This window comes from Streptomyces sp. CNQ329 (assembly GCF_000482585.1).
This window is the reverse complement of the sequence record NZ_AXVU01000045.1, coordinates 1-22,627: the sequence shown is the minus strand read 5'-3', so window position 1 is coordinate 22,627 and position 22,627 is coordinate 1. Positions and strand designations below refer to the sequence as shown.

Below are 22,627 nucleotides of genomic sequence, written 5' to 3'. Positions count from 1 at the left end.
GGCCATGCAGACGGGTGAGCTCCTCGGCTCCGGCCGCAGCGCGGACGTATTCGCCCTCGACGACCACTGGGTACTTCGCCGATACCGTGACGGCACCGACACCACCGCCGAAGCAGCCGTGATGACCCGTCTCGCGGAGCACGGGTACCCGGTGCCCCGGCTTCGGCACACGCAAGCCGCCGCACCCGGCAGGGCGGCGCACACCGAACTCGTGATGCAGCGTCTGCGGGGCCCGTCCATGCTCCAGGCGCTGCGGCGGGACACGATCACGGCAGAGGAAGCGGGGGCGGTGCTCGCCGGCCTGCTGCACCGTCTGCACACCCTTCCCCCGCCGGCAACCGCCGGTCCCGGCCACCGCGTCCTCCACCTCGACCTGCACCCCGACAACGTGATGCTGACCCCGGAAGGGCCGGTGGTGATCGACTGGCGCAACACCGAGGAGGGGCCGCCCGGTCTGGACCGGTCGATGTCGTCCCTGATACTGGCGCAGGCCGCGGTCGGCCCCGACGCTCCCGCGGCACGGGCCGGCGCCGTGCTCGCGGCACTGCTCACCCGCCTCGGTCCCGCGGTCGTCCAGGCGGACGCCGGCGCCGGATGCCTCACCGAAGCCCGGAAGAGACGGGCGGCGGACCCCGCCATGAGCGAGAGCGAGACGGATCTGCTCGACGACGCCGTGGAGTTGATACGCGCGCTGACGCCCGCCGGGTGACCGGCGCCGTGCCGGCCCGCCGTCGGGGGCGTCCGGCGTCCCGCACGTCCGGGAGGGCGGCCCCCCCCGTGCCCGGCCGGTGTCATCTTGACATGTCCGCGAAATGGGGCCGTAGTTGATGAAGACACCAGAGGCGAGGGGAGTGTCATGCGTGACGCACGACGAGGCGTACACCGCGCATTGCTGGCGGTGGCGGCGCTCGGTCTGGCCGCGGTGACGGCCGTACCTGCCGAGGCCAAGGACGAGCCGAAGGTCCTGATCTACACCGGGACGACCGGGTACCGCCACGCCGGCGCGATCGAAGGCGGGATCGGCCCGGTCCAGAAGGCGCTGGACGAGTCCGGCGTCTCCTGGGTGCACGAGGACTGCGACGGGCTCGGCGGTGCCGCCGGCACCTGCGACCATCCGGACGCGAACCCGCGCGTCTTCACTCCGGAGAACCTGGCGGGATACGACGCGATCTTCCTCTTCAACGCCTCGTCGCAGTGGCTCGGCGGCGACCGTCCGGGCCCGCTGTGGGACGAGGAGCAGCGCGCCGCGATCAGGGGGTTCGTCCGTGCCGGCGGCGGGATCGCCGCCAACCACAACGCGGTCGACATGGGCGCCGGCGTCACCACCTGGGACTGGTGGGACGGCGGGGCCGACAGCGCGGTCGGCACGCTGATGACCGGCCACGCCGCCAGTGACCTGGACAACGTCGCCACGGTGCAGGTCGCGGACCGCCGCCACCCCTCGACGCGCGACCTGCCCGCGGAGTTCGCCTTCGGCGACGAGCACTACAACTTCGCCCGCAGCGTGCGCGGCGACGCGCGGGTCCTGGCGACGCTCGACGAGGAGTCGTACGACCCCGGCCCGAACGCGATGGGCGAGGACCACCCGATCTCCTGGTGCAAGCGGTACGACGGCGGCCGCATCTGGGTGACCGGGATGGGGCACTTCGCCGAGTCCTACACGGAAAACGGCGGGGACAACCACCTCGTCAAGCACCTCGCCGGAGGCATCGGCTGGGCAGCCGGCAAGGGCGGCGCGAGCAAGTGCAACCCGTAACCGCCTGATCAAGAACAGCGGCACCGGCCACGGCCCCCACGACACGGTGGAAGGGGCCCGGCGGACCTGGGTGGTGGTCGCCGGGCCCCTTGCCCGTTCCCGGTACGGGGGTGCCGGACACGGGTGCCCGCTTCCGGCACGGGGGCGGCCGGTCACGGGCTGGCCGCGGATCCCGGAGGGATGTCCGGGCCAGGCCCTGTGCCAGGAAGTCGCGTTGCGCGGCGGTCAGGGCCTCTTCCTCAGCCGCCCGTGGCGTGGGCGTACAGCGACTACGGGAAGCCCATGAGGCACGGCCACGACTGGAACCTGCTCGGGGGTGAGCACCAGGGCCGGTTCATCAGGCAGTGGCCGGCCGAGAAGAAGAACGGCGGGGTCGTCCGGAGCGTGGGCTGATCGTCGATGGGGCCGGGGCAGGGCGTCGGAATCCGTCAAGGTTCTGTCCCAGTGGCTGCACCTATCGTCTGGATGCCGTAGCGGCCTCCTCTCCGCAGGCCGCTTCCCAGGACGGTGAGGGCGTCGGACTGTGTGTCCTCGTTCGACGCGGAGGTCTCGCGGAAGTTGCGGATCAGTGCGTTGACGGCTCCGGGGTAGACGAACGGCTCGTCGCGTACCGCGGACCGGCACGCCTCGACGAGGTCGCGGTCGGCGAGGGACTTCAGGACGTATCCGCACGCTCCGGCCTTGAGCGCCTCGAAGAAGTACTGCTCGTTGTCGTACATGGTCAGGATGAGAGTGCGCAGGCCGGGGAGCTGGCCGGAGAGTTCGCGGGCGGCCTGCAGCCCCGTCGGGCGGGCATGGCGATGTCGAGGATCGCCACGTCGGGACGGTTGGCGCGGGCCAGCTTGATGGCCTCGGCGCCGTCCCCCGCTTCGGCCACCACGGTGAGATCCGGTTCGCCGCCGAGGATGAGCCGCAGACCGCGGCGTACCAGGGCGTGGTCGTCGGCGAGGAGGATCCGGATGGGCCGCGGCTCGGGCATGGTCAGGGGCTCCTTTGCGGGGCCGGCACCCGAAGGTGCACCTCGGTACCGTTGCCGGGTCGCTGGTTCAGGGTGAGGCGGGCGCCGATGAGGAGGGCGCGTTCGCGCATGCCGCGAATGCCCGCACCCCCGGGGGAGGCGCCCAGGCCCTTGCCGTCGTCCGCGATCCGCAGGTGCAGCCCGGTGGCGTCGGCACCGAGGCTGAGCGTCACGCGGTGGGCCTCGGCGTGCCGGACGATGTTGGTCAGACTCTCCTGCGCCACGCGGTAGATCACCAGCTCGGTCTCGTGGCTGAGCTGCGGGAGCGCCTGGTCGAAGTGGCGGGTGACGGCGATCTCCGCGTGGGCGGTGGTCTCGTGGGTCAGTGCGGTCAGCGCGGTGCTCAGCCCCAGTTCGTCGAGGACGCCGGGGCGCAGCCGCCGGGCGATGCGCCGGATCTCGTCGAGGCTCCCCCGGTGGTCTCCTGGACCTGCCGCAACTGGCTGCGCAGCAGGGGCGGGGCATGGTCCGCCACGTGCTTGAGTTCGAGCAGGACGGCGGTGAGGGTCTGGCCGACCTCGTCGTGCAGTTCCTGCGCGATCCGCTGGCGTTCGTCTTCCTGCGCGGACAGGGCCACGGCGCTGCTGTCGGCCCGCTCGGCCTCCAGCCGGTCGAGCATTCGTCGCGCGTACCGGACCGTCCCGGCCTCCCGATATGGCGGTGATGGAGCTTCGCGAACGGGACGCCATCAAGGACGTACGCCTGCTCGTCGTCAGCGGCGCGGTCGTCGTCCTCGTGATGGTCGCCTTCGTTCTCCACACGACACTCCACATGGAGCCCTCGGTGGTGGCGATCACCGGCGGACTGGTGCTCCTGGCCGCCTCCCGGCGGCGCCCCGGCGAGATCGCCAAGGATGTGGAGTGGGAGAAGGGCACCACATCTCGTTCTGGAAGTTCAGCCGCTACGGGCTCATCGTCACCGCCGTCACCGTCTCACTGGCGGGCCTGTACGTGTGGCTGCGCTACTTCGCCCTGGCCTGAGCGCAGCGGCCGGCCCCGCGAAGGCCGGTGCCGGCTTCGCCCCCCATGGCGCCGGGCCGGCTGACCGGTCATGTGGCGGAGAGAACCTTGTCGGCCTCCGGCACACCGCGGTCCCCGCGGCTCCTCCGTGGCCCGGCCGGGCCGGGCAGGAGCCGGGAGCTGACCCCGCGCGGAGGGGGGCGGTGCGTACCGCGGCGGACGGACGCCCGCCGCGGTACGCCGGCGACTACCGGCCGGTGAAGTGCGGCTCGCGCTTCTCCAGGAAGGCGCGCATCCCCTCTTTCTGGTCGCTAGTGGCGAACAGGGCGTGGAACAGCCGCCGTTCGAACAGCAGCCCCTCCCGCAGCGGCACCTCCTGCGCCCGGCCGACGGCCTCCCGGGCGGCTCGTACCGCGGGGGTGCTGCGGGCCGCGATCGCGGACGCCACCTCGTATGCCTCGTCGGCAAGCCGGTCCGCCGGGACGACGCGGGCGACCAGGCCGGCCCGCTCGGCCTCGGCGGCGTCCATGGTCCGGCCGGTGAGGATCAGGTCCATCGCCTTGGCCTTGCCCACGGCCCGGATCAGGCGCTGGGTGCCGCCGATGCCGGGGATCACCGCGAGGGCGAGCTCCGGCTGGCCGAACACCGCGGAGTCGGCGGCGACGATGAGGTCGCACATCATCGCCAGCTCGCAGCCGCCGCCCAGCGCGTAGCCGCTGACCGCCGCGACGGTCGGGGTGCGCAGGGCGCAGAAGGCGTCCCAGCCGGAGAAGTAGTCCTCCTCCGCCATCTCGACCGCCGACTTCGTCGCCATCTCCCGGATGTCGGCGCCGGCGGCGAAGGCACGCGCGGAGCCGGTGACGATGAAGCAGCCGACGTCCGGGTCGTCGTCGAGTGCGGCGAGCGCCCCGGTCAGTTCCTCCATCAGCGCGCTGCTGAGCGCGTTGAGCACCTCGGGCCGGTGCAGCCGGGCCGTCACCACGGCTCCGTCCTTCCCGTCCCGCTCGATCTTGACGTGTTCCACTGCTGCCTCCTGATGTCCGTGTGCGGTCATGAGTCCCAGATCGCGCCGTATGCGGGGATGCCGCGGCTTTCGAGGGCGTGCACGACCCGCCACGTGAGCTTCTTGTTGGAGATGCAGATCACCGCCTCGGCGCCGGACCTCTCGTAGGCCCAGTACGCCAGGCGCACCATGTCCGGCTTGCCCCGCTCGTCGGTGTCCCAGATGAGCGCGTCGGGCTGGACGGCGAGGATCTCGTCGACGAGCCCGTCCCCGTAGGTGGGGCGGGGGCTGCGGGTGGACCACACCAGGGTGGCCGGGACCTGCTGGGCCAGCAGGTGTGGCAGGCACGGGCCGATGCCGCTGCCGGTGGCGACGTAGACCACCTTGGTGAAGAGCCGTTCGATGTTGGCGACGCCCGCCGTGGTGATGCCTTTGACCCACACCTTCTCCGGCGCGTCGTCGATCAGCCTGCCCGTCCAGTCCCCGGCGCGGGAGACCGTCAGGCGGAATCCCTCCTCCCCGGGAGCGGGGACGTTGGCGAAGGAATGCCACTCCAGGAGAGGGCTGCGGCTGACCGCGGTGGAGGACCCGGCGAACGGCGTTTCGCCGTGGTTGAACCGGAGCAGCGCCACGTGCGACGACGGGCGGGTGATCCCGACCGGCACCTTGCGCAGCCGCAGCCACGGCAGCGCGATACTGGCGGTGATGCCCGCCAGCACCCACAGCGCCACCGCCGAGCCGGTCAGCACCGCCTGCGCCCACAGCAGGGCGAGAACCGCCCAGCCGGCGAACCGATGGGTGCGCTCGAAGAGGTCGTGGCGCGGGGTACGGATCCGCGGCAGCGCCGTCACCAGCATGGTGGCGAGCAGCAGCAGCGGCGCGTAGCTCACCGACAGCACCGCGGCGCCGGCTCCCTCGGCGGTCAGGGCCGCCACCGAGGCGCAGAACCAGAGCGAGCCGGACAGAGCGCCGCCGACGTGCAGGCCGCCGAAGTGGTAGACCTTGCCGAGAGTCCAGCGGATCCTCAGCGGCCAGTGGGTGGGGGCGGAGGTGGCGACCCGGAAGAGGAGGTTGATGACGTACTGGTTGCGCATGACCACGGCCAGCGCGACGTTCGCCAGCGCCATGTACGACAGTGTTCGCGCGTCCCACCATCCCCGGGTGATGCCGGCCGTGGCCGCCGCGAGGTTCCCGGCGAGCACGCCGGCGGCGAGGCGGTTGTAGTGCATCAGGCGGGGGTGTGTGAACGCGCGGCGAAGCGCTCCGGTGCGCGGCGGCAGCCGCACCTCCCCGGGCGCGGACGGCACCCGGATGCGGGTGGCGGCATCCTGTGCGGCCGGGGCCGTCATAACCCGGCCCCCTGCGTGAGGGTGGCGGCGGGAGCCGCCACCGGGCCGGCGGTCGCCAGGCGCCGCAGGAACGCCTTGTCCGTCTTGCCGCGCGCGGTGACGGGCAGTGCGTCGAGGGCGTGTACCTCCGCCGGTGTGCAGTAGTACGGCAGCGCCGCGGCGACGGCACGCCGTGCCGCGTCCGTGTCCACGTCCGCCGGGGTCACGAAGGACACCAGGCTGCGCCCGTCCCGCTGCAGCGTCACCGCCTGCCGGCAGCCGGGGACGGACTCCAGCACGGCGGAGACGGAGTCGAGCTCGACGCGGAAGCCGCGCACTTTCACCTGGTCGTCGGTGCGCCCGAAGTGCTCCAGCTCACCGTCGGGGGTCCAGCGGCCCAGGTCGCGGGTGCGGAACATCATCCGCCCGCCGCCGGTGAAGGGGTCGGGCGCATACCGCTCCGCGTTCAGGTCCGGATTGTTCAGGTAGCCGGCCGAGACGCAGTCGCCGCCGGCCCACATCTCACCCACCTCGCCGATGGGCAGCGGGCGCAGCCGCTCGTCCAGGACGTAGACGGTGTTGTTGGGGGTGGGGCGGCCGATCGTGAGGCCGGTGCCCGGCGTGTGCCGGTGCATCGTGTTGACGATGGTGGTCTCGGTCGGACCGCAGCAGTTGTAGAAGGCGGCCGTCGCGGCCCAGGCGTCGGCGAGCGGCAGGGGGCAGGGCTCGCCCGCGACCGCGACGGTACGCACGCGGGCGCAGCGGGCCGGGTCGATCCGGCTCAGCACGGTCGGGGTCGCGATCAGCACGTCGGCGCGCTCCGCGGTGGCGGCGATGTCGCGGCCCCGGATGAGCAGCGTGCCGCCGTGTGCGAGGCAGCCGAGGATCTCCCAGGAGGCCATGTCGAAGGCGATGTTGAGGAGCTGAGCCACGCGCAGGCCGGGGCGGATGCCCAGGCTGCCGGGCTCGGTGAGCAGGATGTTGCAGACGTTGCGGTGGGTGACGACGACGCCGTTGGGGGTGCCGGTGGTGCCGGAGGTGAAGAGCACGTAGCAGGGGTCGTCGGGAACCGCGGGCCGCTGCCTGTCCGGCCGGTTCCGGAGCGGGGGCACCGGGCTCGGAGGGAGTTTCCCGGACATCACCTCGTCGACGTTGACCAGGACGGTTCCCTCGGGCACCGGTATCAGGCCGGCGAAGTCCGAGACGGTCAGGACGACTTTCGTCCGGGCGGCGCGCATCACGTGGCGGAGCTGCGCCACCGGGGCCGCGCCGACGTCCTGGGGCACGTAGGCGGCGCCCGCCTTCAGCGTCCCCACCAAGCCGACCAGCATGGGCAGCGAGCGGCGCAGGAACACCCCCACGGCGTCGCCTGCGCCGACGCCGCAGGCGTGCAGCACCGCTGCCAGCCGCTCGGCGTGCCGGTCGAGTTCGCCGTAGGTGAGGGCATCGCCCAGGTGCTCGGCGGCGACGGTATCGGGCCGGGCGGCGGCGTGCTCCTCGATGGGCCGGTGGATCAGCCGGTACCGCGGCGTGATCGCGGGGCCCCGGCCGAACTGCCGGAACAGCCGGCGGTCGGCGTCGGGCAGGTGGTTCGTGGCTGTCGCGAGAGCGTGGGTGTCGTGCGCATGCGTCAAACGCACAGAAGCCTCCTGGCAGTCCAGGCTCCGCGCCCGCCGGCGGCGGGCACGCGGAGTCGGATGGGCAGTGGTCGAGAGCCGTGCGGAAGTGGCCGTGTGCGCACACGCCACCGGTGTTCGAGTTATTGAGCGTTGAACGACCGGTCGCGGGATGACTGTCGCATCGCGTGTGACAAGGGTCAATAAGAGGTGCCTTATTGAATTCTGCTTACACCCGTGCTATTTGTAGTGAATAGTTCGACTAAGTCTAATATGCACCACGGTCTAACTCCCGCGGACCGCCGTGACACCAGCCGCGCCGGGGATGAGGGGAACGCTCCGCGGGTGGGTACGTGATCGGTACCGCGTTCACTCATCTGCGCATGCCGGACCGCGGCATCTCGGCCACGCCGCACGTTCGTCACGTCGCCCGGCTCACGACCGACGGCAACGGCGATGCCTACACCTACCTGCGCCTCAATGGCGGGTTCGCCAGGGCCACGTCGCCGACGACGGCGACGGCGACGCCGCCCGACTCGTCGTTGCCCTGCATGTCGTTGGCGGGAGCACGGGCGGCGGGTGCGGAGCGCGTGCGGACGCCGGAGTGACTCCTGCCGGTCGTACCCGGCCGTGCCCCCTTTAGCCGCGAGCGTCCCCGGTACCCCACCGGAGGACGCTCGTCGACGCGGCGTCGTTTGCCGGCTCCTGCCGGGTGAGCAGGGTGCGTGCGTCCATCAGCGCGAAACCGAGCAGGTTCAGCCCGCACCACGACTCAGGATCTTCCACGTGGTCGTCCGTCGGCGCCAGGCCGATGCCCCAGACGCGGTCCACGGGGCTGGCCTCCACCAGCACGCGGTCACCGGTTCCACGGAGGTACGCCCCGAGCCGGCCGTTCTGGCCGAACTTGGCCGCATTGCCCCGAACCACGAGGTCGTAGCGCTGCGCCTGCCATACCGCCTCGTCGAACCCCCGCACCTTCCTGCCCTCGGCCTTGGCCTTTCCCGGATGACCGGCCGCAAGGATGCGCTCCGCGGCCGCATCGTCGCCGAACAGCCGCGCCTTGGCGGCCATCATCCAGTGCTCCGCGCTGCGGTAGTCGACTCCGTCCACCGCGAACGTCGCCGGCCACCACTGGCTCAGACAGGCCGCGTCGACCGCTCCCGGGCGCCGGGGGCGGTGCCCCCAGAAGAAGAGGTACTTCAGCCTGCGGTCCCGCCGCACGGCCTCGCGAACCTCGGCCACCGAGCGTGGCGCGTCACCCATCGCCGCCACCCATCCGCCCGGGGGCCCGCGTGCCGATGTCCCGCTCCAACGTCTCCGCCGCCTCTCTCGGTTCGCTCAGCAGTCCTGTGCAGCACAGTGTCGCGACCACAAGGATCGCCGCAGAGGCTTGGCAGGAGCCGGAACAGTATGGCGCGGTTCTGCCGTTCGGCGCCCATCGGCAGGCAACCCCCCGCGCACCCAGCAGAAATGAGGACGACCACCACACCCCAGGGGGCGCGGCTGGCGCAGCTCGAGGACTTGGAACCCCAGCCCGATGGGCGATGCGCCGGCTGCGCCAGGTGCCACGGCCTTACCGGAGGGCGGTTCGCTTATTCCTCCGCCTGCTGTGCCGGCGGAGTGCCGGGGGCGCCGACCGACACGGACAAGCGGTGGGCCCTGGACTACCTGTCCTCCGACGACGCCGGACTGAGCGAGGTGAGCCTGTCCCTTCTGCAGGACCTGGCCGGCCTGGTCGTGCTGGAAGCCGCCGCCCGGCGCACGGTCTCTCCTCCGCCGCTCGCCTCATTGACGTGGGCACGGCACAAGAGGAGCATGGGAGCGCTCCCAATGCCGGGATTCCGCCGACCACGGAAGCAGAAGGGCCGCCGTATGCCGACTTCCGCATCAGCCCGTCCCACCCGCAGCACCGGACGAAGGGGCCCTCGCCGATGGAGTCGCGGGCGGCCCGGCCTCGTCGCCGGGCTGATAGCAGGCGTGCTGTTCGGCGGCGGGCTGCTCGCCCCGCCCGCGGCAGACGCCGGCGAGTCACCTGAGGCGGGCTTCAACTACGCCGAAGCGCTGCAGAAGTCGATGTTCTTCTACGAGGCGCAGCGTTCCGGCGATCTTCCGGCCGGAAACCGCGTCGGCTGGCGCGGCGACTCCGCACTCGACGACGGCTCCGACGTCGGCGTCGACCTCACCGGCGGCTGGTACGACGCCGGCGACCACGTGAAGTTCGGCTTCCCGATGGCGTTCACGACCACACTGCTCGCCTGGGGCGGCCTGGCCGCGGAGGACGGCTACCGGCAGTCGGGGCAGCTCGGGTACCTCAAGGACAACCTGCGCTGGGTCAACGACTACTTCATCCGCGCGCACCCCGAGCCCGACGTCCTCTACGCCCAGGTCGGCGACGGCGACGCCGACCACCGGTGGTGGGGACCGGCCGAGGTCATGCAGATGGAGCGGCCGTCCTACCGGGTGCACCCCGGCTGCCCGGGATCGGACGTCGCCGGCGAGACCGCCGCCGCCATGGCGTCGTCCTCGCTGCTCTTCGCCGACGAAGACCCGACGTACGCCGCGACCCTCGTCCGGCACGCCGAGGAGCTGTACGACTTCGCCGACACCCACCGGGGCGTCTACTCGGACTGCGTGCCCGCCGGCAACTTCTACCGCTCCTGGTCCGGCTACCAGGACGAGCTCGTCTGGGGCGCGTACTGGCTCTACAAGGCCACCGGCGACGCCTCCTACCTGGCCAAGGCCGAGACCGAGTACGACCGCCTCGGCACCGAGCCGCAGACCGACACCCGCAGCTACCGCTGGACCATGGCGTGGGACAACAAGGCGTACGGTGCCTACGCGCTGCTGGCCATGGAGACCGGCGACGACCGCTACGTCCAGGACGCCAACCGCTGGCTCGACTACTGGACCACCGGCGTCGACGGCCAGCGCGTACCGTACTCGCCCGGCGGCCAGGCCGTCCTCGACACCTGGGGCTCGCTGCGCTACGCCGCCAACACCGCCTTCGTCGCCCTGGTCTACTCCGACTGGCTCGCCGGCACCGACCCGGACCGGGCGACGCGCTACCGCACGTTCGGCGAGCGCCAGATCGACTACATGCTCGGCGACAACCCGCGCGACTCCAGCTACGTCGTCGGCTTCGGCGCCAACCCGCCGCGCAACCCGCACCACCGCACCGCCCACGGCTCCTGGACCGACCAGCTCACCGCGCCCGAGACCAACCGCCACGTGCTCTACGGCGCCCTGGTCGGCGGCCCCTCCGGCCCCGACGACGAGTACACCGACGACCGCCAGGACTACGTCGCCAACGAGGTCGCCACCGACTACAACGCCGGCCTGTCCGGCGCGCTCGCCGCCCTCGTCGAACGGCACGGCGGCACCCCGCTGCCCGACTTCCCGCAGCCCGAGGAGCCCGACGGCCCGGACATGTACGTCGAAGCGTCCCTGAACGCCGCCGGAACGGGCTTCACCGAGGTCAAGGCCACCGTCCGCAACCGCAGCGGCTTCCCCGCACGGACGCTGGACCAAGGCGCCTTCCGCTACTGGTTCACCCTCGACGAGGGTGTTGACCCGGCGGACATCACCCTGTTCTCCGGCTACAGCGAGTGCCCCTCGCCGCTGCGCGGGCCCTTCCAGGCGGAGGGCGACCTGTACTACGTGGAGCTGGACTGCAGCGGGAAGGCGATCTACCCCGGCGGCCAGTCGCAGCACCGCGCCGAGGTGCAGTTCCGCATCACCGGGGGCGCCGGCTGGGACCCCACCGACGACTGGTCGTACCAGGGACTGACCGGCGAGCCGGCTCCCGCCGAGAACATCTCGCTCTATGACTCGGGCGAGCTGGTCTGGGGCGGAGAGCCGGCTCCGGCGCTCGGACATTAGACCGCTCTCCCCCGGGGTCGGCCGGCCTTTGCCCGACCGCGCCCGGCGGTGTGCACGGGCAGCGCGGCTGCGGTGCCCGTGCACGCCGGCCCACTAGCCGGTCGGGCCCGCGTTGGAGATCACTTCGCGGGCTTCGGCGGGGATGTCGCCGGTGCTGAAGGTGACGTTGTCGCGGGCGGCGTTGCCTCGTTGGCCGTCGACGATGCCGGTGATGGCGGGGTTGGTCGTGTAGTTGCCGACCAGGGTGAGGTCGCCGGTCCGGTTGCCGTTCTGGTTGTTGGCGTGCGCCCACTGACCGGCGCTGCCGACGAAGACGTTGCGGCTGCCGCTGAGGTAGCGGGACCCCTCGTCGAAGTACAGGCCGAGCTGTCCGCTGTTCTCGCAGTAGTTCTCGTCGACGACGCCGTCCGGAATCGCGGAGAGGCTGTAGACGCAGCCGGCGTCGAACATGGTCTGCACGACGTTGCGCACGTGGTTGCCCACGACACGCACGTCACTCAGGGTCGTGGGCGTCTGATAGATCGGCTGGAAGTCGTAGAGCCCGCGGTTGACGTACTCCGGGCTGCCGCCGGGGTCGTTGGCGCCCCAGCCGTAGCCGATCCCGATGCCGGTGTAGGGCATGTCGGAGACGTAGTTGTGCTCGATGGCCAGTCCGGAGATGTAGCTGGCGAAGATGCCGTCCTGGTCGAGGTATTCGAGCGCCGTGGAGAAGATGCGGTTGTTCCTGATCAGGATGGAGCTGTTGGTCATGCGCGGGTCGGCCGGATGGTGCGCGTCCGGGCGTACCCCGCCCGCCACGATGCCGCCGCCGGCGCTTGCGGTGAAGGTGTTGCCCACGACCGACACGTTCCTCGCGCCGAGTCCCACGCCGGTGCCGTGTGCATTGGCGTCGTTGCCGATGCCGAGGCCGACGGAGCCGAGGTTGACGAAGCTGTTGTTCTCGAAGGTGATGTCCTCGGCCGCCGACACCTGCACCGCCCCGGGGGCCTGGGACCAGTTGTTGCGGGCGCCCTCGAACCCGCGGCAGCCGACCGCGCACGAGGTGAAGGCGTCGGACGGCCGGTGGGGCTGGACTCCGTCGATGAACGCGCCCGTCTGCTGGTTGGCGTATCCGTTGGCGGTGCCGGGGTGCAGCCAGGTCGTGCCGGTGAAGGTCAGCCCTTCGAACCGGAGGTTGCGGGCGGGCTCGTCGTAGGTGCCACCGACCTCGAGCAGCGACTCCAGGCGCGGCAGCTCGACCTGCGCGCGCTCCAGGTCCTGTCCCGGAAGCGGCTTGTAGTACAGCGTGCCGGCGGTCGTATCCAGGTACCACTCACCGGGTTCGTCGAGGAATCGCCTGGAGTTCAGCAGGGTGAAGACCGGGGTCCTGAACGGTGACTGGATGGTGTCGTACCCGTAGGTGTTGTTGTCCCAGGCGGGTTGCTGCATGACGACCGTCGAGCCGGAGATGCTCTCCACGGGGGCGAACCGGTTGGTGAACGACAGCTTCGCCTGGAGTTCGATGCGCTTCTGGTCGGGCAGGGTGGCCAGGTAGGCGAGGTCCGGGTTGTCGAGGGTGAAGCCCGTCGCGTTGAGTGTGATGTCGGACCGGGACAGTCCGGTCCGCGCACGCTGTGCCGGTACGCCGTCGACGTAGAGCTGCCGGCTGTCGAAGCCGGTGCCGACATCGGCCTTGTAGACGCCCGTCGCGGCGTCGTCGAGTTCCCAGCCCGTCACCGGCTCCGCACCGCTCACCACGGCTTCCGCTCCCGGTGCGGCCGCCCAGGTCACCGTGTGTCCGAGGCGGCCGGAGTCGGCGGCGCCGAAGCGCAGCGGGGAGTCGAGGCGGTGGGTTCCCTGCAGCAGGTTCACCCTGACGTCGCCCCGGGCCGCCAGGTCCCGTGCCCGGCGCTGCGCCTCCGCCAGGGTCTGCAACGGCTCGGCGGCGGTCCCCGGGCCGTCGTCGGCGGCCCTTGGAGCGCCGGTCGGAGCGACGACGAGCGTGTACTGCCGGGGAGCTGCGACCGACTCGGCGGGCAGGACGGCGAGGAGTCCGGCGGCCAGGGCCGCGGCAGCCGCCGCGGCGCCTGTGCGTGCGTACGGTACGCGGAGTGGAGGCATGGCCGTGTCCTTTCTTCGCGGTGGGGAGTCAGGGCCGGGCGGTGCGCGCCGCGTCGATGTGCCGGGGCGCGGAGAGCGGGGAGTGTCCGGCGGGGTGGGCGGCGAGGCGGCTGCGGTCCCCGACGGCCAGCAGTCGCCGTCCGGCGTCCTCCGGCCGGACGTCGGGGCCTTCGTGCACGGCGGTGGGCTCGGGTCGTACCGCCGCCGCGATCGCTTTCTCGTCGACCTCGATGCCCAGCCCGGCCCGGTCACCGAGGACGAAGGCGCCGTCCTCGACACGCAGGTCGAAGGAGAGGCCGACCGGCTCCTGCAGGTTCTGCAGTTCGCTTGCGAGGTGGTTGGGCACGGCCGTCGCGGCGTGCAGCAGCCCGAGCGGTGAGCCCCCGATCGGGCTGACCGGCAGGTCGTGGGCGTGGGCCAGGGTGGCCACCCGCAGGAAGTGGGTCACGCCCCAGGCCGCCGCCGCCTGGACGATGTCGACCGCGCCCTGGGTCAGAAGGGAGCGGTACTGTTCGAGTCCGGTGAGGTTCTCCCCGCTGGCCACCGAGGCGCGGATCCCCCGCCCGACGACGGCCAGGCCCTCGGCGTCCCAGCGCCGGACGGGCTCCTCGATCCAGGTGAGGTCCAGGGTCTGCTCCAGCTCGGCGACGTGCCGGACCGCCTGCTTGCGGGTCCAGGTCTCGTTCACGTCGAGCATCAGGGCGGGCCGCATCCCGTGCCCGGCCCGGGTCAGCACCTCCCGTACGAGGGTCAGGCGGTCGCGGTCCCGCTCGATGTCGAGGCCGCCTTTGAGCTTGGCCGCCCGCAGGCCGCGCTCGGCGTAGTCCTGGTAGACCGAGGCCAGTTCGTCGTCGCCGAGGGCGATGTCGAGGCCGGACGCGTAGGCGGGGACCCGCCGGTCTCGTCCGCCCAGCAGACGCCACAGTGGTTCGCCGGCCGCTTTCGCCTTGATGTCCCACAGGGCGGTGTCGAGGGCGCCGATGGTCCCGAAGACGGCGCCGTTGTGGCCGGCCTTGAACGCCTGCCGCAGCATGCGGTCGTAGAGCGCGTTCACGCAGCGCGGATCCTCGCCGTCGATGGCCGCGAAGACGGCTTCCTCCGCCACCTGCGGTCCCAGCCCGACTCCGGTGATCCCGGTGTCGGTCTCCACCAGGATCACCGGCACCGGGGTGATCCCGTCGGCGAGGACGCCGTTGGCGTCCCCGACGGGCCGGCCCCAGTCGAGGAAGGTCGTCAGCGTGCGATATCCGGTGATCCGCATGTCAGCCCTTCGTGGCGCCGGCGGTGATCCCGTCGGCGATCTGGCGCTGGAAGAAGAGGTAGAGCACGAGGACCGGCAGTGCGGCGATCAGCACTCCGGAGGCGAAGGTGGGGATGTCGTCGGAGTACTGTCCGCGCAGCGAGGTGACACCCACCATGAGGGTGCGGTGCTCGGCGGACGGCATCACGAGCAGGGAGATGAGGACGTCGTTCCAGCAGAACAGGGCGTTGAGGATGCCGACCGACAGCAGTGCAGGGCGGCCGATCGGCAGCATGATCCGCCGGTAGACGCCGTACAGCGTGTTCCCGTCGACCCTGGCGGCGTCCACGATCTCGCGCGGGATCCCGGAGTAGTAGCTGGTCATCAAGAAGATCGAGAAGGGGAGGAACTGCGCGACGTAGGCGAGGACCAGCCCGGGATAGGTGTCGATGAGTCCCGTGTCCGCCATGACCTGCGCGAGCGGGACCATGACGACCTGGAACGGTACGAACAGCGCCGCGAGGAAGCCCAGGAAGAGTGCTCGTGAACCCCGGAACCGCAGATGGCTCAGTGCGAAGCCGGTCATCGAGCCGATCAGCAGGAGAAGCGCGACCGCGGACGCCACCACGACCACGGAGTTGACGAAGTACCGGCCGAGCCCGACGCTCGTCCACGCCCTGGCGATGTTGTCCCAGCGCACGGAGTCCGCCGGCGAGAACCGGTCGAGGATGTAGTCGTGGCGGGACTTCATGGCGACGTTGGCGGTGAACACCAGGGGGTAGACGGTCGCCAGCGCGAGGGCGGTCATCGGAACGGCGACCACCCAGGCGCTCCGACGAGGCCGGCGCATCAGCTCTCCCTCCCCGCGCGACGGAGCAGCGCGATCTGCGCCAGCCCGACCACGAGCATGAGAAGAAAGAGAACCGTCGAGGCGGCCGAGGCGAGCGCCGGGCGGTTCATCTGTCCCTGCTGGATCCAGATGTAGTACTCCGGCAGGTAGGTCGACCCCTCCGGTCCACCGCCGGTCATCACGTAGAGCAGGCCGAACATGGAGGTCAGCATTCCGATCATGGTGGTGACGAAGACGAACTGGATGGTGCGGGAGAGACCGGGGACGATCACGTGCCGGATGACCTGGGCGAGTCGCGCACCGTCGACGCGGGCGGCGTCGAGGAGGCTGGTGTCGAGGGTGGAGAAGCCGGCGAGGAAGACCACCAGTGCCATCCCGAACGTCGCCCAGACGTGCACTCCGACCACAGTGAACATGGCGATGTCCGGATCGCCGAGCCAGTCGACCGGGCCGATGCCGGCCGTCTTGAGAAGGGTGTTGAGCGGGCCGTCGAAGGCGAGCAGGAGGTTGAAGATCGCGCCGACGATCACCGGCGAGAGTACGGCCGGAAAGAAGTAGACGCTCCGGAAGAGCCGGTGACCGGGCACCCGCAGGAAGAGGAAGACCGCCAGCATGCCCGGGATCGCCACCGCGACGGGGAGCAGCAGCACCAGCAGCCCGACGTTCTTCAACGCGGTACGGAAGAGCGGATCGTCCAGGAGTTCCGCGTAGTTGTCCAGGCCGACGGAGGTCCCGTCGCGCACCCCGTCGCCCGTGAAGGAGAAGTTGACGCCCAGGAGCAGGGGCCACAGCCGAAGCGTCGCGATGACCAGGACGGCCGGGGCCACCAGGACGTAGGGCGCGAGGCGCTCGGCACGCCGCGCGCTGGAGGCGCTCGGTGCGCCCGTACCGGTGCCCAGGCTGCGAGGGCGCCGGAGGGTCTTCGGCCGGCCGGTCCGCTCGGCACCGGCCCGGCCGGCCGACGGCTGCGCGCCGCCGAGCAGCACGGGGTCAGCCCTTCCCGTCGGAGTCGGCCAGTTGCTTCAGCGCGTCGTCGACGCTGGTCGATCCGCTGAGGATCTGCTGCGAGAGCCTCCCCATCAGATCCAGCGTCTCGGTGGACAACGCGACGTGCAGTGCCGGCTTGCCGGTCTCGATCTGCGACGCGATCGTGGACAGGGCCGCTCCGCCACCCGAAACGTCGACGGTGGTGTCGGAGACGACCGCGCCGGCGTCGGCGTAGAACGCCTTGAGAGCGTCCGTCGAGGTCAGGGAGCGCACCAGGTCTGCGGCCAGGGCCGGCTTCTTCGTCCACTCCGCGACCCCGTAGCCGATCCCGCCGTCGTACGGCAGGACGGGCTCGGCGTCGGCCTCGGCACGGGGAGGCTGCATGACGCCGATGTCGTCCGGGTCCAGGAACTCGCCGAAGTCCTTCCAGTGCCCGACGTCCGACATCAGCCCGACGATGTGGGCCGCGTCGCCGGACTGGAAGAGCGCGAAGGCGTCGTTGAACAGTGCGGTCGAGTTGGCCCCGTCGTTGTTCAGGCCGGCGTCACCGGTCTCCTTCCAGAGTTCGAAGATCCGCCGCACGCGGGGGGAGTTCCAGTCCCGGTCGCCGGCGATCCAGGCGTCGTACTCGCCTGGGGTGAGGACACCCGGCCCCAGGCCCGAGAGGAAGAACTGAATGCCGAAGCCCTCTTTGTTCCCGAGAGCGAGGCAACTGGCGTCCGTCGCCTCGGCGAGGGCCTCGCAGTCGTCGGTGAACTCCCGCCACGTGGTCGCCGGCTGATCGGGGTCGAGCCCGGCTTCCTCGTAGAGCGCCTTGTTGTAGTAGAGGGGATGGCCCTGCAGCGTCACCGGTGCGGCATAGGTCTTGCCCTTCGCGGTGAAGGCCTCCCAGCCGGCCAGCCGCTGCCGGTCCTCGGTGACGTAGTCGTCAAGGGGAAGGAGGGCGTCCGCGCGGTCGCGTATCTGGCCGCCGCCGTTGAAGAGCATGACGTCGGGGCCCTCGCCGGACTGCATGGCCGTGCCGAGCAGCGTGTAGTACTGGTCGAAGGGCTGGGCCACGAACTCGACTTTCACCTCGGGGTGTTCTTCGGCGAAGTCGGCCTTCGCCTGCTCGATGTAGGAGGCGGCCGTCTCCTCGCCGGACTTCCAGTCCCAGACCACGAGTGTGCCGTCGGCGGCGCCGGACGACGAGCCGGAGCGCGCGCTGCCGCAGCCGGACAGCAGCCCGGCGACCAGGACGACCGACCACAGTGCTGGCCGCTTCATGTCGATCACTCTCCGTTGCTGCGGGAAAACGGCGGGCCATCGCCGATGGCTCGGAAACGTAACTCGTATGACGTATTACGTCAATCCCTGGTCGCGTATGATGACCGCCTAGTCATGGCACCGCGTCGTCGCGGGGCCGCCGGAGGAACGATGACGACATCCCAGCCAGCAGCCCAGGGGAGTTCTCCACCCCCCACCTGGGCGCAACGACCGGCGAGCCTTGCCCGGGCGGTGACGGCCGAACTGGTGGGACGCATCGTCCGCGGGGAGCACCCGCCGGGGACGCCGCTGCCCCCCGAGCCCGCCCTCTGCGAGACCTTCGGCGTGAGCCGCACGGTCGTCCGGGAAGCCGTGAAGGTCCTGCAGGAGAAGGGGCTCGTACAGGTTCGCCAGGGTTCCGGAACCATGGTGACCACACCGGCGCTGTGGAACATGCTCGACGAGCAGGTCCTGGCGGCGAGCATCGCCCAGGACGAGAGCCTGGCGATCCTCGACGACCTCGTCGTCACCCGCCGCCTGCTCGAGTCCGACATGGCGAACGTCGCCGCCCGGCTGGCCACCCGGGACGTCGTCGACCGGCTGCGCACTCTGGTGGACCGGATGGACGAGCTCGTCGACGACCACGTCACCTACGCCGAACACGACCGCGCGTTCCACGACGTGATCATGCAGTCGTCCGAGAATCGCATCGCCCGTGCCGTGGTGCGGGCACTGGAGAGCCAGGTCGTCAACACCGCCCGGTACATGGGGCATCCGGAGCGTCCCATGTGTGTCGCGTCCAACCGCGGCCACCGCCGCATCTACGAACGCATCGCCGCACACGATCCGAGCGGCGCCGCCGAGGCGATGTTCACCCACATCACCGAGGCCTGGCTCGTCCGCCGCAGCGCACCGGGTGATCCGGTGCGACTGGACCGTTAGCGGTCGTTTTCACCAGGGCCGGCGCGCCCGCGGTGGTCCGCGCCCGCCGGCGGGCGAGCGGGCGTTCACTCTCCGGCTCCGTCACCCGCCGCGCCGAGCCTGATCATGTGCCTGCGGGACAGTCTCCGCATCCTGATCCTCCCGTGAGTCCGGGCAGAGTCCCGGCGGTACCGTCGGGAGCGGTCCGCCGCGGGAGCCCGACTCGGGGCCGGGCTCCCGCCGTTCACCAGCGAGGCCCCGGTCATCGCCGCCACCGGCCCGTCGAGGATCACCGCGCACGGCCACCTCCGGTCCGCCGATGGCCTCATCGGCCATGACGCGGGAGACATTAAATGTCCACGGAGACCAACGCAAGACTTCTCACGGCGACTCGACAGAACATAACGGGAATACCCCCTTTTTGCCGGGCTGTTGAGCTGGACCTCACCCTGTCAGACCGCACCCCTCGCCCGCCCGACGATCCAGACATCAGATGTATGGCGCTGCGCACCACCTGAAGAGCCGGTGACCGCGGGGCGGTCAGGGTCCGCAGCCGGGGCCGGAGGCCGAGCAATGACACTGACCGCCGGCCGCGGAGACCGCGGCGCACCCGGAGGGACGGAACGTGAACCGCGGTGGTGTCAGGGGGTCGCCGAGGTGTTGCCGGGCGAGAATTTCGCCTCCGATATCGAAATCAACCCGTGAAGGGGTTGACGCGCCACCGCCGCCCCCCAATCATCCTTGTCTGAGAGTTCGACCAAAGTTCGATATATCGAACGCTCGGGGCCTCCTCGGCCTGCCCGACCGGGCAAGCCACCGCACGGCAGCACGCGCACAGTCCGTTCGAGCCGCGATGGAGAACCCCCATGCCTCTGTCGAAACACCCCCCACGCCCGCGTCCGATACGAGCCGCCGCGGGCCCTCCTCCTCGGTCTGGCCCTGGCCTGTCCGCCGTCCCCGCCGAGTCCTCTCCCCTGCACCCGTCCGCGTCGGCGGCGGACCATGAGCCCACCCCGCTGCCATGCGACAGCAACGACCAGAAGAAGCAGGCGTACCACGCCGTACTCGAAGCACTGAACAGCACTTCCTGACACCGGAGTACGCCGCCTCTCACGGACCGGGGCGGGGCGCCCGGGAGGGCCCTGCCGAGCGCAGGTGCAGGTGCAGGGCGCCCCGCCCCGGTACGGAGAACGCCGATCTGCCCGCCCCAGGCGGTCACACACACCCGGCCCAGGCGCACGACGAGCCCGGAGCAGCGCTGCGCCGGGCCGTGGGCCGCCCTACGGAAGGTTCCCATGCGCAGACACCTCAGAAAGTTCCTCGCGGTGGGCATCTGCCCGCTGCTCGCCACCGCAGGCGCCGTCACGATGCTGTCGCCGGCCTCGGCCCAGTCCGCCGGCACGGGCGACACCCGGCAGGCGGAGTTCCGGCAGGTCACCCTCGCCAAGGGTGCCTCCGAGACGGGCGAGCCGATGTCACTGGCCGTGCTGCCCGACCGCTCGGTGCTGCACACCTCGCGCGACGGCACCCTGCGGGTCACCGACCCGCAGGGCACCACAGCGGTCGCGGGCAGGATCGACGTCTACCGTCACGATGAGGACGGCCTGCTGGGCCTCGGGGTCGATCCCGGCTTCGCCACCAACCGCTTCGTCTACCTGTACTACTCTCCCCTGCTCGACACGCCGTCCGGGGACGCGCCGAGCGAAGGCTCGACTGCGGACTTCGAGCCGTTCAAGGGCGTCAACCGGCTCTCCCGATTCACTCTGAACGAGGACTACACCCTCGACACCGGCAGCGAGACGGCGATCCTCGACGTGCCGGTCGACCGGGGCCAGTGCTGCCACACCGGCGGGGACATCGACTTCGACGCCGAGGGCAACCTCTACCTCTCCACCGGCGACGACAGCAATCCCTTCGCCTCCTCCGGCTACACCCCGATCGACGAACGGAGCGGCCGCAACCCGGCGTTCGACGCGCAGCGGTCGGCCGGCAACACCAACGACCTGCGCGGCAAGATCCTGCGGATCACGGTCAACGACGACGGCTCGTACGACATCCCGGAGGGCAATCTCTTCGCGCCGGGAACATCTCAGACACGGCCCGAGATCTACGCCATGGGCTTCCGCAACCCGTACCGGATGAGCGTCGACCAGGAGACCGGCGTCGTCTACGTCGGTGACTACGGCCCGGACGCCGGATCCGCCTCCCCGAGCCGCGGTCCGGGCGGCATGGTGGAGTTCGCCCGGGTGCCGGAACCGGGCAACTACGGCTGGCCGTACTGCGTCGGCAACAACGAGCCCTACATCGACTACGACTTCGCCTCGGGCGCCTCCGGCTCCGCGTTCAACTGCTCGGCACCCGTCAACGACTCCCCGCACAACACCGGCCAGAGCACCCTCCCGCCGGCCCAGCCGGCCTGGATCCCCTACGACGGCGGCTCCCTGCCGGAGTTCGGCAGCGGCTCCGAGGCGCCCATGGCCGGCCCCGTCTACCACTACGACCCGGACCTCGACTCGGCCGTGAAGTTCCCGCAGGAGTTCGACGGTGACTTCTTCGCCATGGAGTTCGGCCGGCGCTGGATCAAGAACATCGCCGTGAACGCCGACGGCAGCCGCGGCGACATCGGCACCATCCCCTGGGCCGGCACCGCTTTGATGGACGCGGCCTTCGGCCCCGACGGTGCCCTGTACGTCCTGGACTACGGCACGACCTGGTACGCGGGCGACGAGAACAGTGCCCTGTACCGCATCGAGAACGTCTCCGGGGCCGCGGAACACACCGGCGGGGCGGGCTGACCCGCACCGCCGCATCGACAGACCGGACGGCGCTGACAGGGCCGGCCGGAACCGCTTTGCTCAGAAAACGGAGGTCCCCGTGCACAAACGAAGTTTCACCCGCAGGCACCCGTTCGCCGTACTCGCCGCCACGGTCTCAGCCCTGGTCGCGTTGGCGCCCGCGCTCATCGCCAACCCGGCTCAGGCGGCCGGCAGCATCCAGAAGGGGCTGGGCCTGTCCGGAACGACGGACGCTCAGTGTGCGCTTCCGTCGACGTACCGGTGGTCGGACTCGGGTGTGCTGGCGCAGCCGGCCAACGGGTGGGTGGCGCTGAAGGACTTCACCGCCGTGAAGCATGACGGCCGGCATCTGGTCTACGGGACGAAGGTGGAGGGTTCGTCGTACGGCTCGATGGTGTTCAGCCCCTTCAGCAACTGGTCGGACATGGCATCGGCCGGCCAGAACGGAATGAACCAGGCCGCGGTGGCGCCCACGCTCTTCTACTTCGCGCCCAAGGACATCTGGGTGCTGGCGTACCAGTGGGGCCAGTGGCCCTTCATCTACCGCACGTCGAGCGACCCCACCAACCCCAACGGCTGGTCCTCGCCGCAGGCGCTGTTCACCGGCAGCATCTCCGACTCCGGCACCGGACCGATCGACCAGACCCTGATCGCCGACGACCAGAACATGTACCTGTTCTTCGCCGGTGACAACGGCCGGATCTACCGGGCGAGCATGCCCCTGGGGAACTTCCCCGGCAACTTCGGCTCCTCCTACACCACGATCATGACCGACTCGACGAACAACCTCTTCGAGGGGGTACAGGTCTACAAAGTCGACGGCCAGAACCAGTACCTCATGATCGTCGAAGCCATCGGCTCGAACGGCCGCTACTACCGGTCGTTCACGTCCTCCAGCCTGAACGGTTCGTGGACCCCGCAGGCCACCAG

Annotated in this window: 15 protein-coding genes and 4 pseudogenes; 8 read left to right on the top strand and 11 right to left on the bottom strand. The window is 70.8% G+C overall.

Annotated elements, in window-relative coordinates; genetic code table 11:
- The first annotated feature begins 4 nt into the window (after positions 1–4).
- Entirely contained in the window at positions 5–709 is a 705-nt protein-coding gene (locus tag I003_RS0124610) for a phosphotransferase (RefSeq protein ID WP_027773947.1), read from the top strand.
- Positions 710–856: 147 nt separating this feature from the next.
- Positions 857–1,756 carry a ThuA domain-containing protein gene (locus I003_RS0124605; protein WP_486584367.1) on the top strand — a complete coding sequence of 300 codons (900 nt, stop codon included), beginning with the start codon at positions 857–859 and terminating at the stop codon, positions 1,754–1,756.
- 506 nt (positions 1,757–2,262) lie between these two features.
- Here I003_RS0124605 and I003_RS33110 read toward each other — a convergent pair.
- Positions 2,263–2,735 (bottom strand): annotated as a pseudogene (locus tag I003_RS33110) (response regulator); the annotation flags it as partial.
- A 2-nt stretch (positions 2,736–2,737) separates the two neighbouring features.
- A pseudogene (locus tag I003_RS33105) lies at positions 2,738–3,420 on the bottom strand (sensor histidine kinase); the annotation flags it as partial.
- 11 nt (positions 3,421–3,431) lie between these two features.
- Between I003_RS33105 and I003_RS35145 the strand changes: the two are divergent.
- Positions 3,432–3,754, top strand: a pseudogene (locus I003_RS35145) (hypothetical protein); the annotation flags it as partial.
- 226 nt (positions 3,755–3,980) lie between these two features.
- Here I003_RS35145 and I003_RS0124570 read toward each other — a convergent pair.
- Genes I003_RS0124570 through I003_RS0124560 form a run of 3 tightly spaced genes read right to left on the bottom strand, consistent with a single transcriptional unit; the run spans position 3,981 to position 7,704 of the window.
- Positions 3,981–4,757 (bottom strand): enoyl-CoA hydratase-related protein, encoded by a 777-nt coding sequence (locus I003_RS0124570; protein ID WP_027773941.1) that lies wholly within the window; start codon positions 4,755–4,757, stop codon positions 3,981–3,983.
- A gap of 26 nt (positions 4,758–4,783) precedes the next feature.
- The gene (locus tag I003_RS0124565; protein WP_027773940.1) at positions 4,784–6,085 is read right to left on the bottom strand and encodes a membrane protein; all 1,302 of its coding nucleotides are present in this window, start codon (positions 6,083–6,085) and stop codon (positions 4,784–4,786) included.
- A complete protein-coding gene (locus I003_RS0124560) occupies positions 6,082–7,704 on the bottom strand; it encodes an amino acid adenylation domain-containing protein (RefSeq protein ID WP_027773939.1) in 1,623 nt (540 codons plus the stop codon). The genes I003_RS0124565 and I003_RS0124560 overlap by 4 nt, the downstream gene beginning before the upstream one ends.
- A gap of 329 nt (positions 7,705–8,033) precedes the next feature.
- Here I003_RS0124560 and I003_RS0124555 point away from each other — a divergent pair, with 329 nt between their 5' ends.
- Positions 8,034–8,288 carry a hypothetical protein gene (locus I003_RS0124555; RefSeq protein ID WP_027773938.1) on the top strand — a complete coding sequence of 85 codons (255 nt, stop codon included), beginning with the start codon at positions 8,034–8,036 and terminating at the stop codon, positions 8,286–8,288.
- A gap of 31 nt (positions 8,289–8,319) precedes the next feature.
- Here the strand turns inward: I003_RS0124555 and ybiA are convergent, their stop codons facing one another.
- Positions 8,320–8,943 carry a riboflavin biosynthesis intermediates N-glycosidase gene (ybiA, locus tag I003_RS33100; protein ID WP_051368447.1) on the bottom strand — a complete coding sequence of 208 codons (624 nt, stop codon included), beginning with the start codon at positions 8,941–8,943 and terminating at the stop codon, positions 8,320–8,322.
- Positions 8,944–9,657: 714 nt separating this feature from the next.
- On the opposite strand from ybiA, the gene I003_RS33095 reads away from it, so the two are divergent.
- Entirely contained in the window at positions 9,658–11,559 is a 1,902-nt protein-coding gene (locus I003_RS33095; protein WP_486584366.1) for a glycoside hydrolase family 9 protein, read from the top strand.
- 93 nt (positions 11,560–11,652) lie between these two features.
- Here the strand turns inward: I003_RS33095 and I003_RS33090 are convergent, their stop codons facing one another.
- The 5 genes from I003_RS33090 to I003_RS0124520 all read right to left on the bottom strand — a co-directional run bounded on the left by I003_RS33090 (position 11,653) and on the right by I003_RS0124520 (position 18,002).
- Complete coding sequence (locus I003_RS33090; RefSeq protein WP_051368446.1) at positions 11,653–13,659, bottom strand: right-handed parallel beta-helix repeat-containing protein; 2,007 nt, start codon at positions 13,657–13,659, stop codon at positions 11,653–11,655.
- Positions 13,660–13,687: 28 nt separating this feature from the next.
- Complete coding sequence (locus I003_RS33085) at positions 13,688–14,920, bottom strand: enolase C-terminal domain-like protein (RefSeq protein ID WP_078564333.1); 1,233 nt, start codon at positions 14,918–14,920, stop codon at positions 13,688–13,690.
- A 1-nt stretch (position 14,921) separates the two neighbouring features.
- Entirely contained in the window at positions 14,922–15,749 is an 828-nt protein-coding gene (locus tag I003_RS0124530) for a carbohydrate ABC transporter permease (protein WP_027773937.1), read from the bottom strand.
- Positions 15,749–16,648 (bottom strand): carbohydrate ABC transporter permease, encoded by a 900-nt coding sequence (locus I003_RS0124525; protein WP_051368453.1) that lies wholly within the window; start codon positions 16,646–16,648, stop codon positions 15,749–15,751. The genes I003_RS0124530 and I003_RS0124525 overlap by 1 nt, the downstream gene beginning before the upstream one ends.
- A 91-nt stretch (positions 16,649–16,739) precedes the next feature.
- On the bottom strand, positions 16,740–18,002 hold the full coding sequence (locus tag I003_RS0124520; protein ID WP_027773935.1) for an extracellular solute-binding protein: 1,263 nt from the start codon (positions 18,000–18,002) through the stop codon (positions 16,740–16,742).
- A 150-nt stretch (positions 18,003–18,152) separates the two neighbouring features.
- Between I003_RS0124520 and I003_RS0124515 the strand changes: the two genes are divergently transcribed.
- The 3 genes and pseudogenes from I003_RS0124515 to I003_RS33075 all read left to right on the top strand — a co-directional run.
- A complete protein-coding gene (locus tag I003_RS0124515; RefSeq protein WP_027773934.1) occupies positions 18,153–18,923 on the top strand; it encodes a FadR/GntR family transcriptional regulator in 771 nt (256 codons plus the stop codon).
- A gap of 1,274 nt (positions 18,924–20,197) precedes the next feature.
- Positions 20,198–21,664, top strand: a pseudogene (locus I003_RS33080) (PQQ-dependent sugar dehydrogenase); the annotation flags it as partial.
- A 175-nt stretch (positions 21,665–21,839) separates the two neighbouring features.
- On the top strand, positions 21,840–22,627 hold a 788-nt coding region (locus I003_RS33075), incomplete at its 3' end, for a non-reducing end alpha-L-arabinofuranosidase family hydrolase (protein ID WP_486584372.1).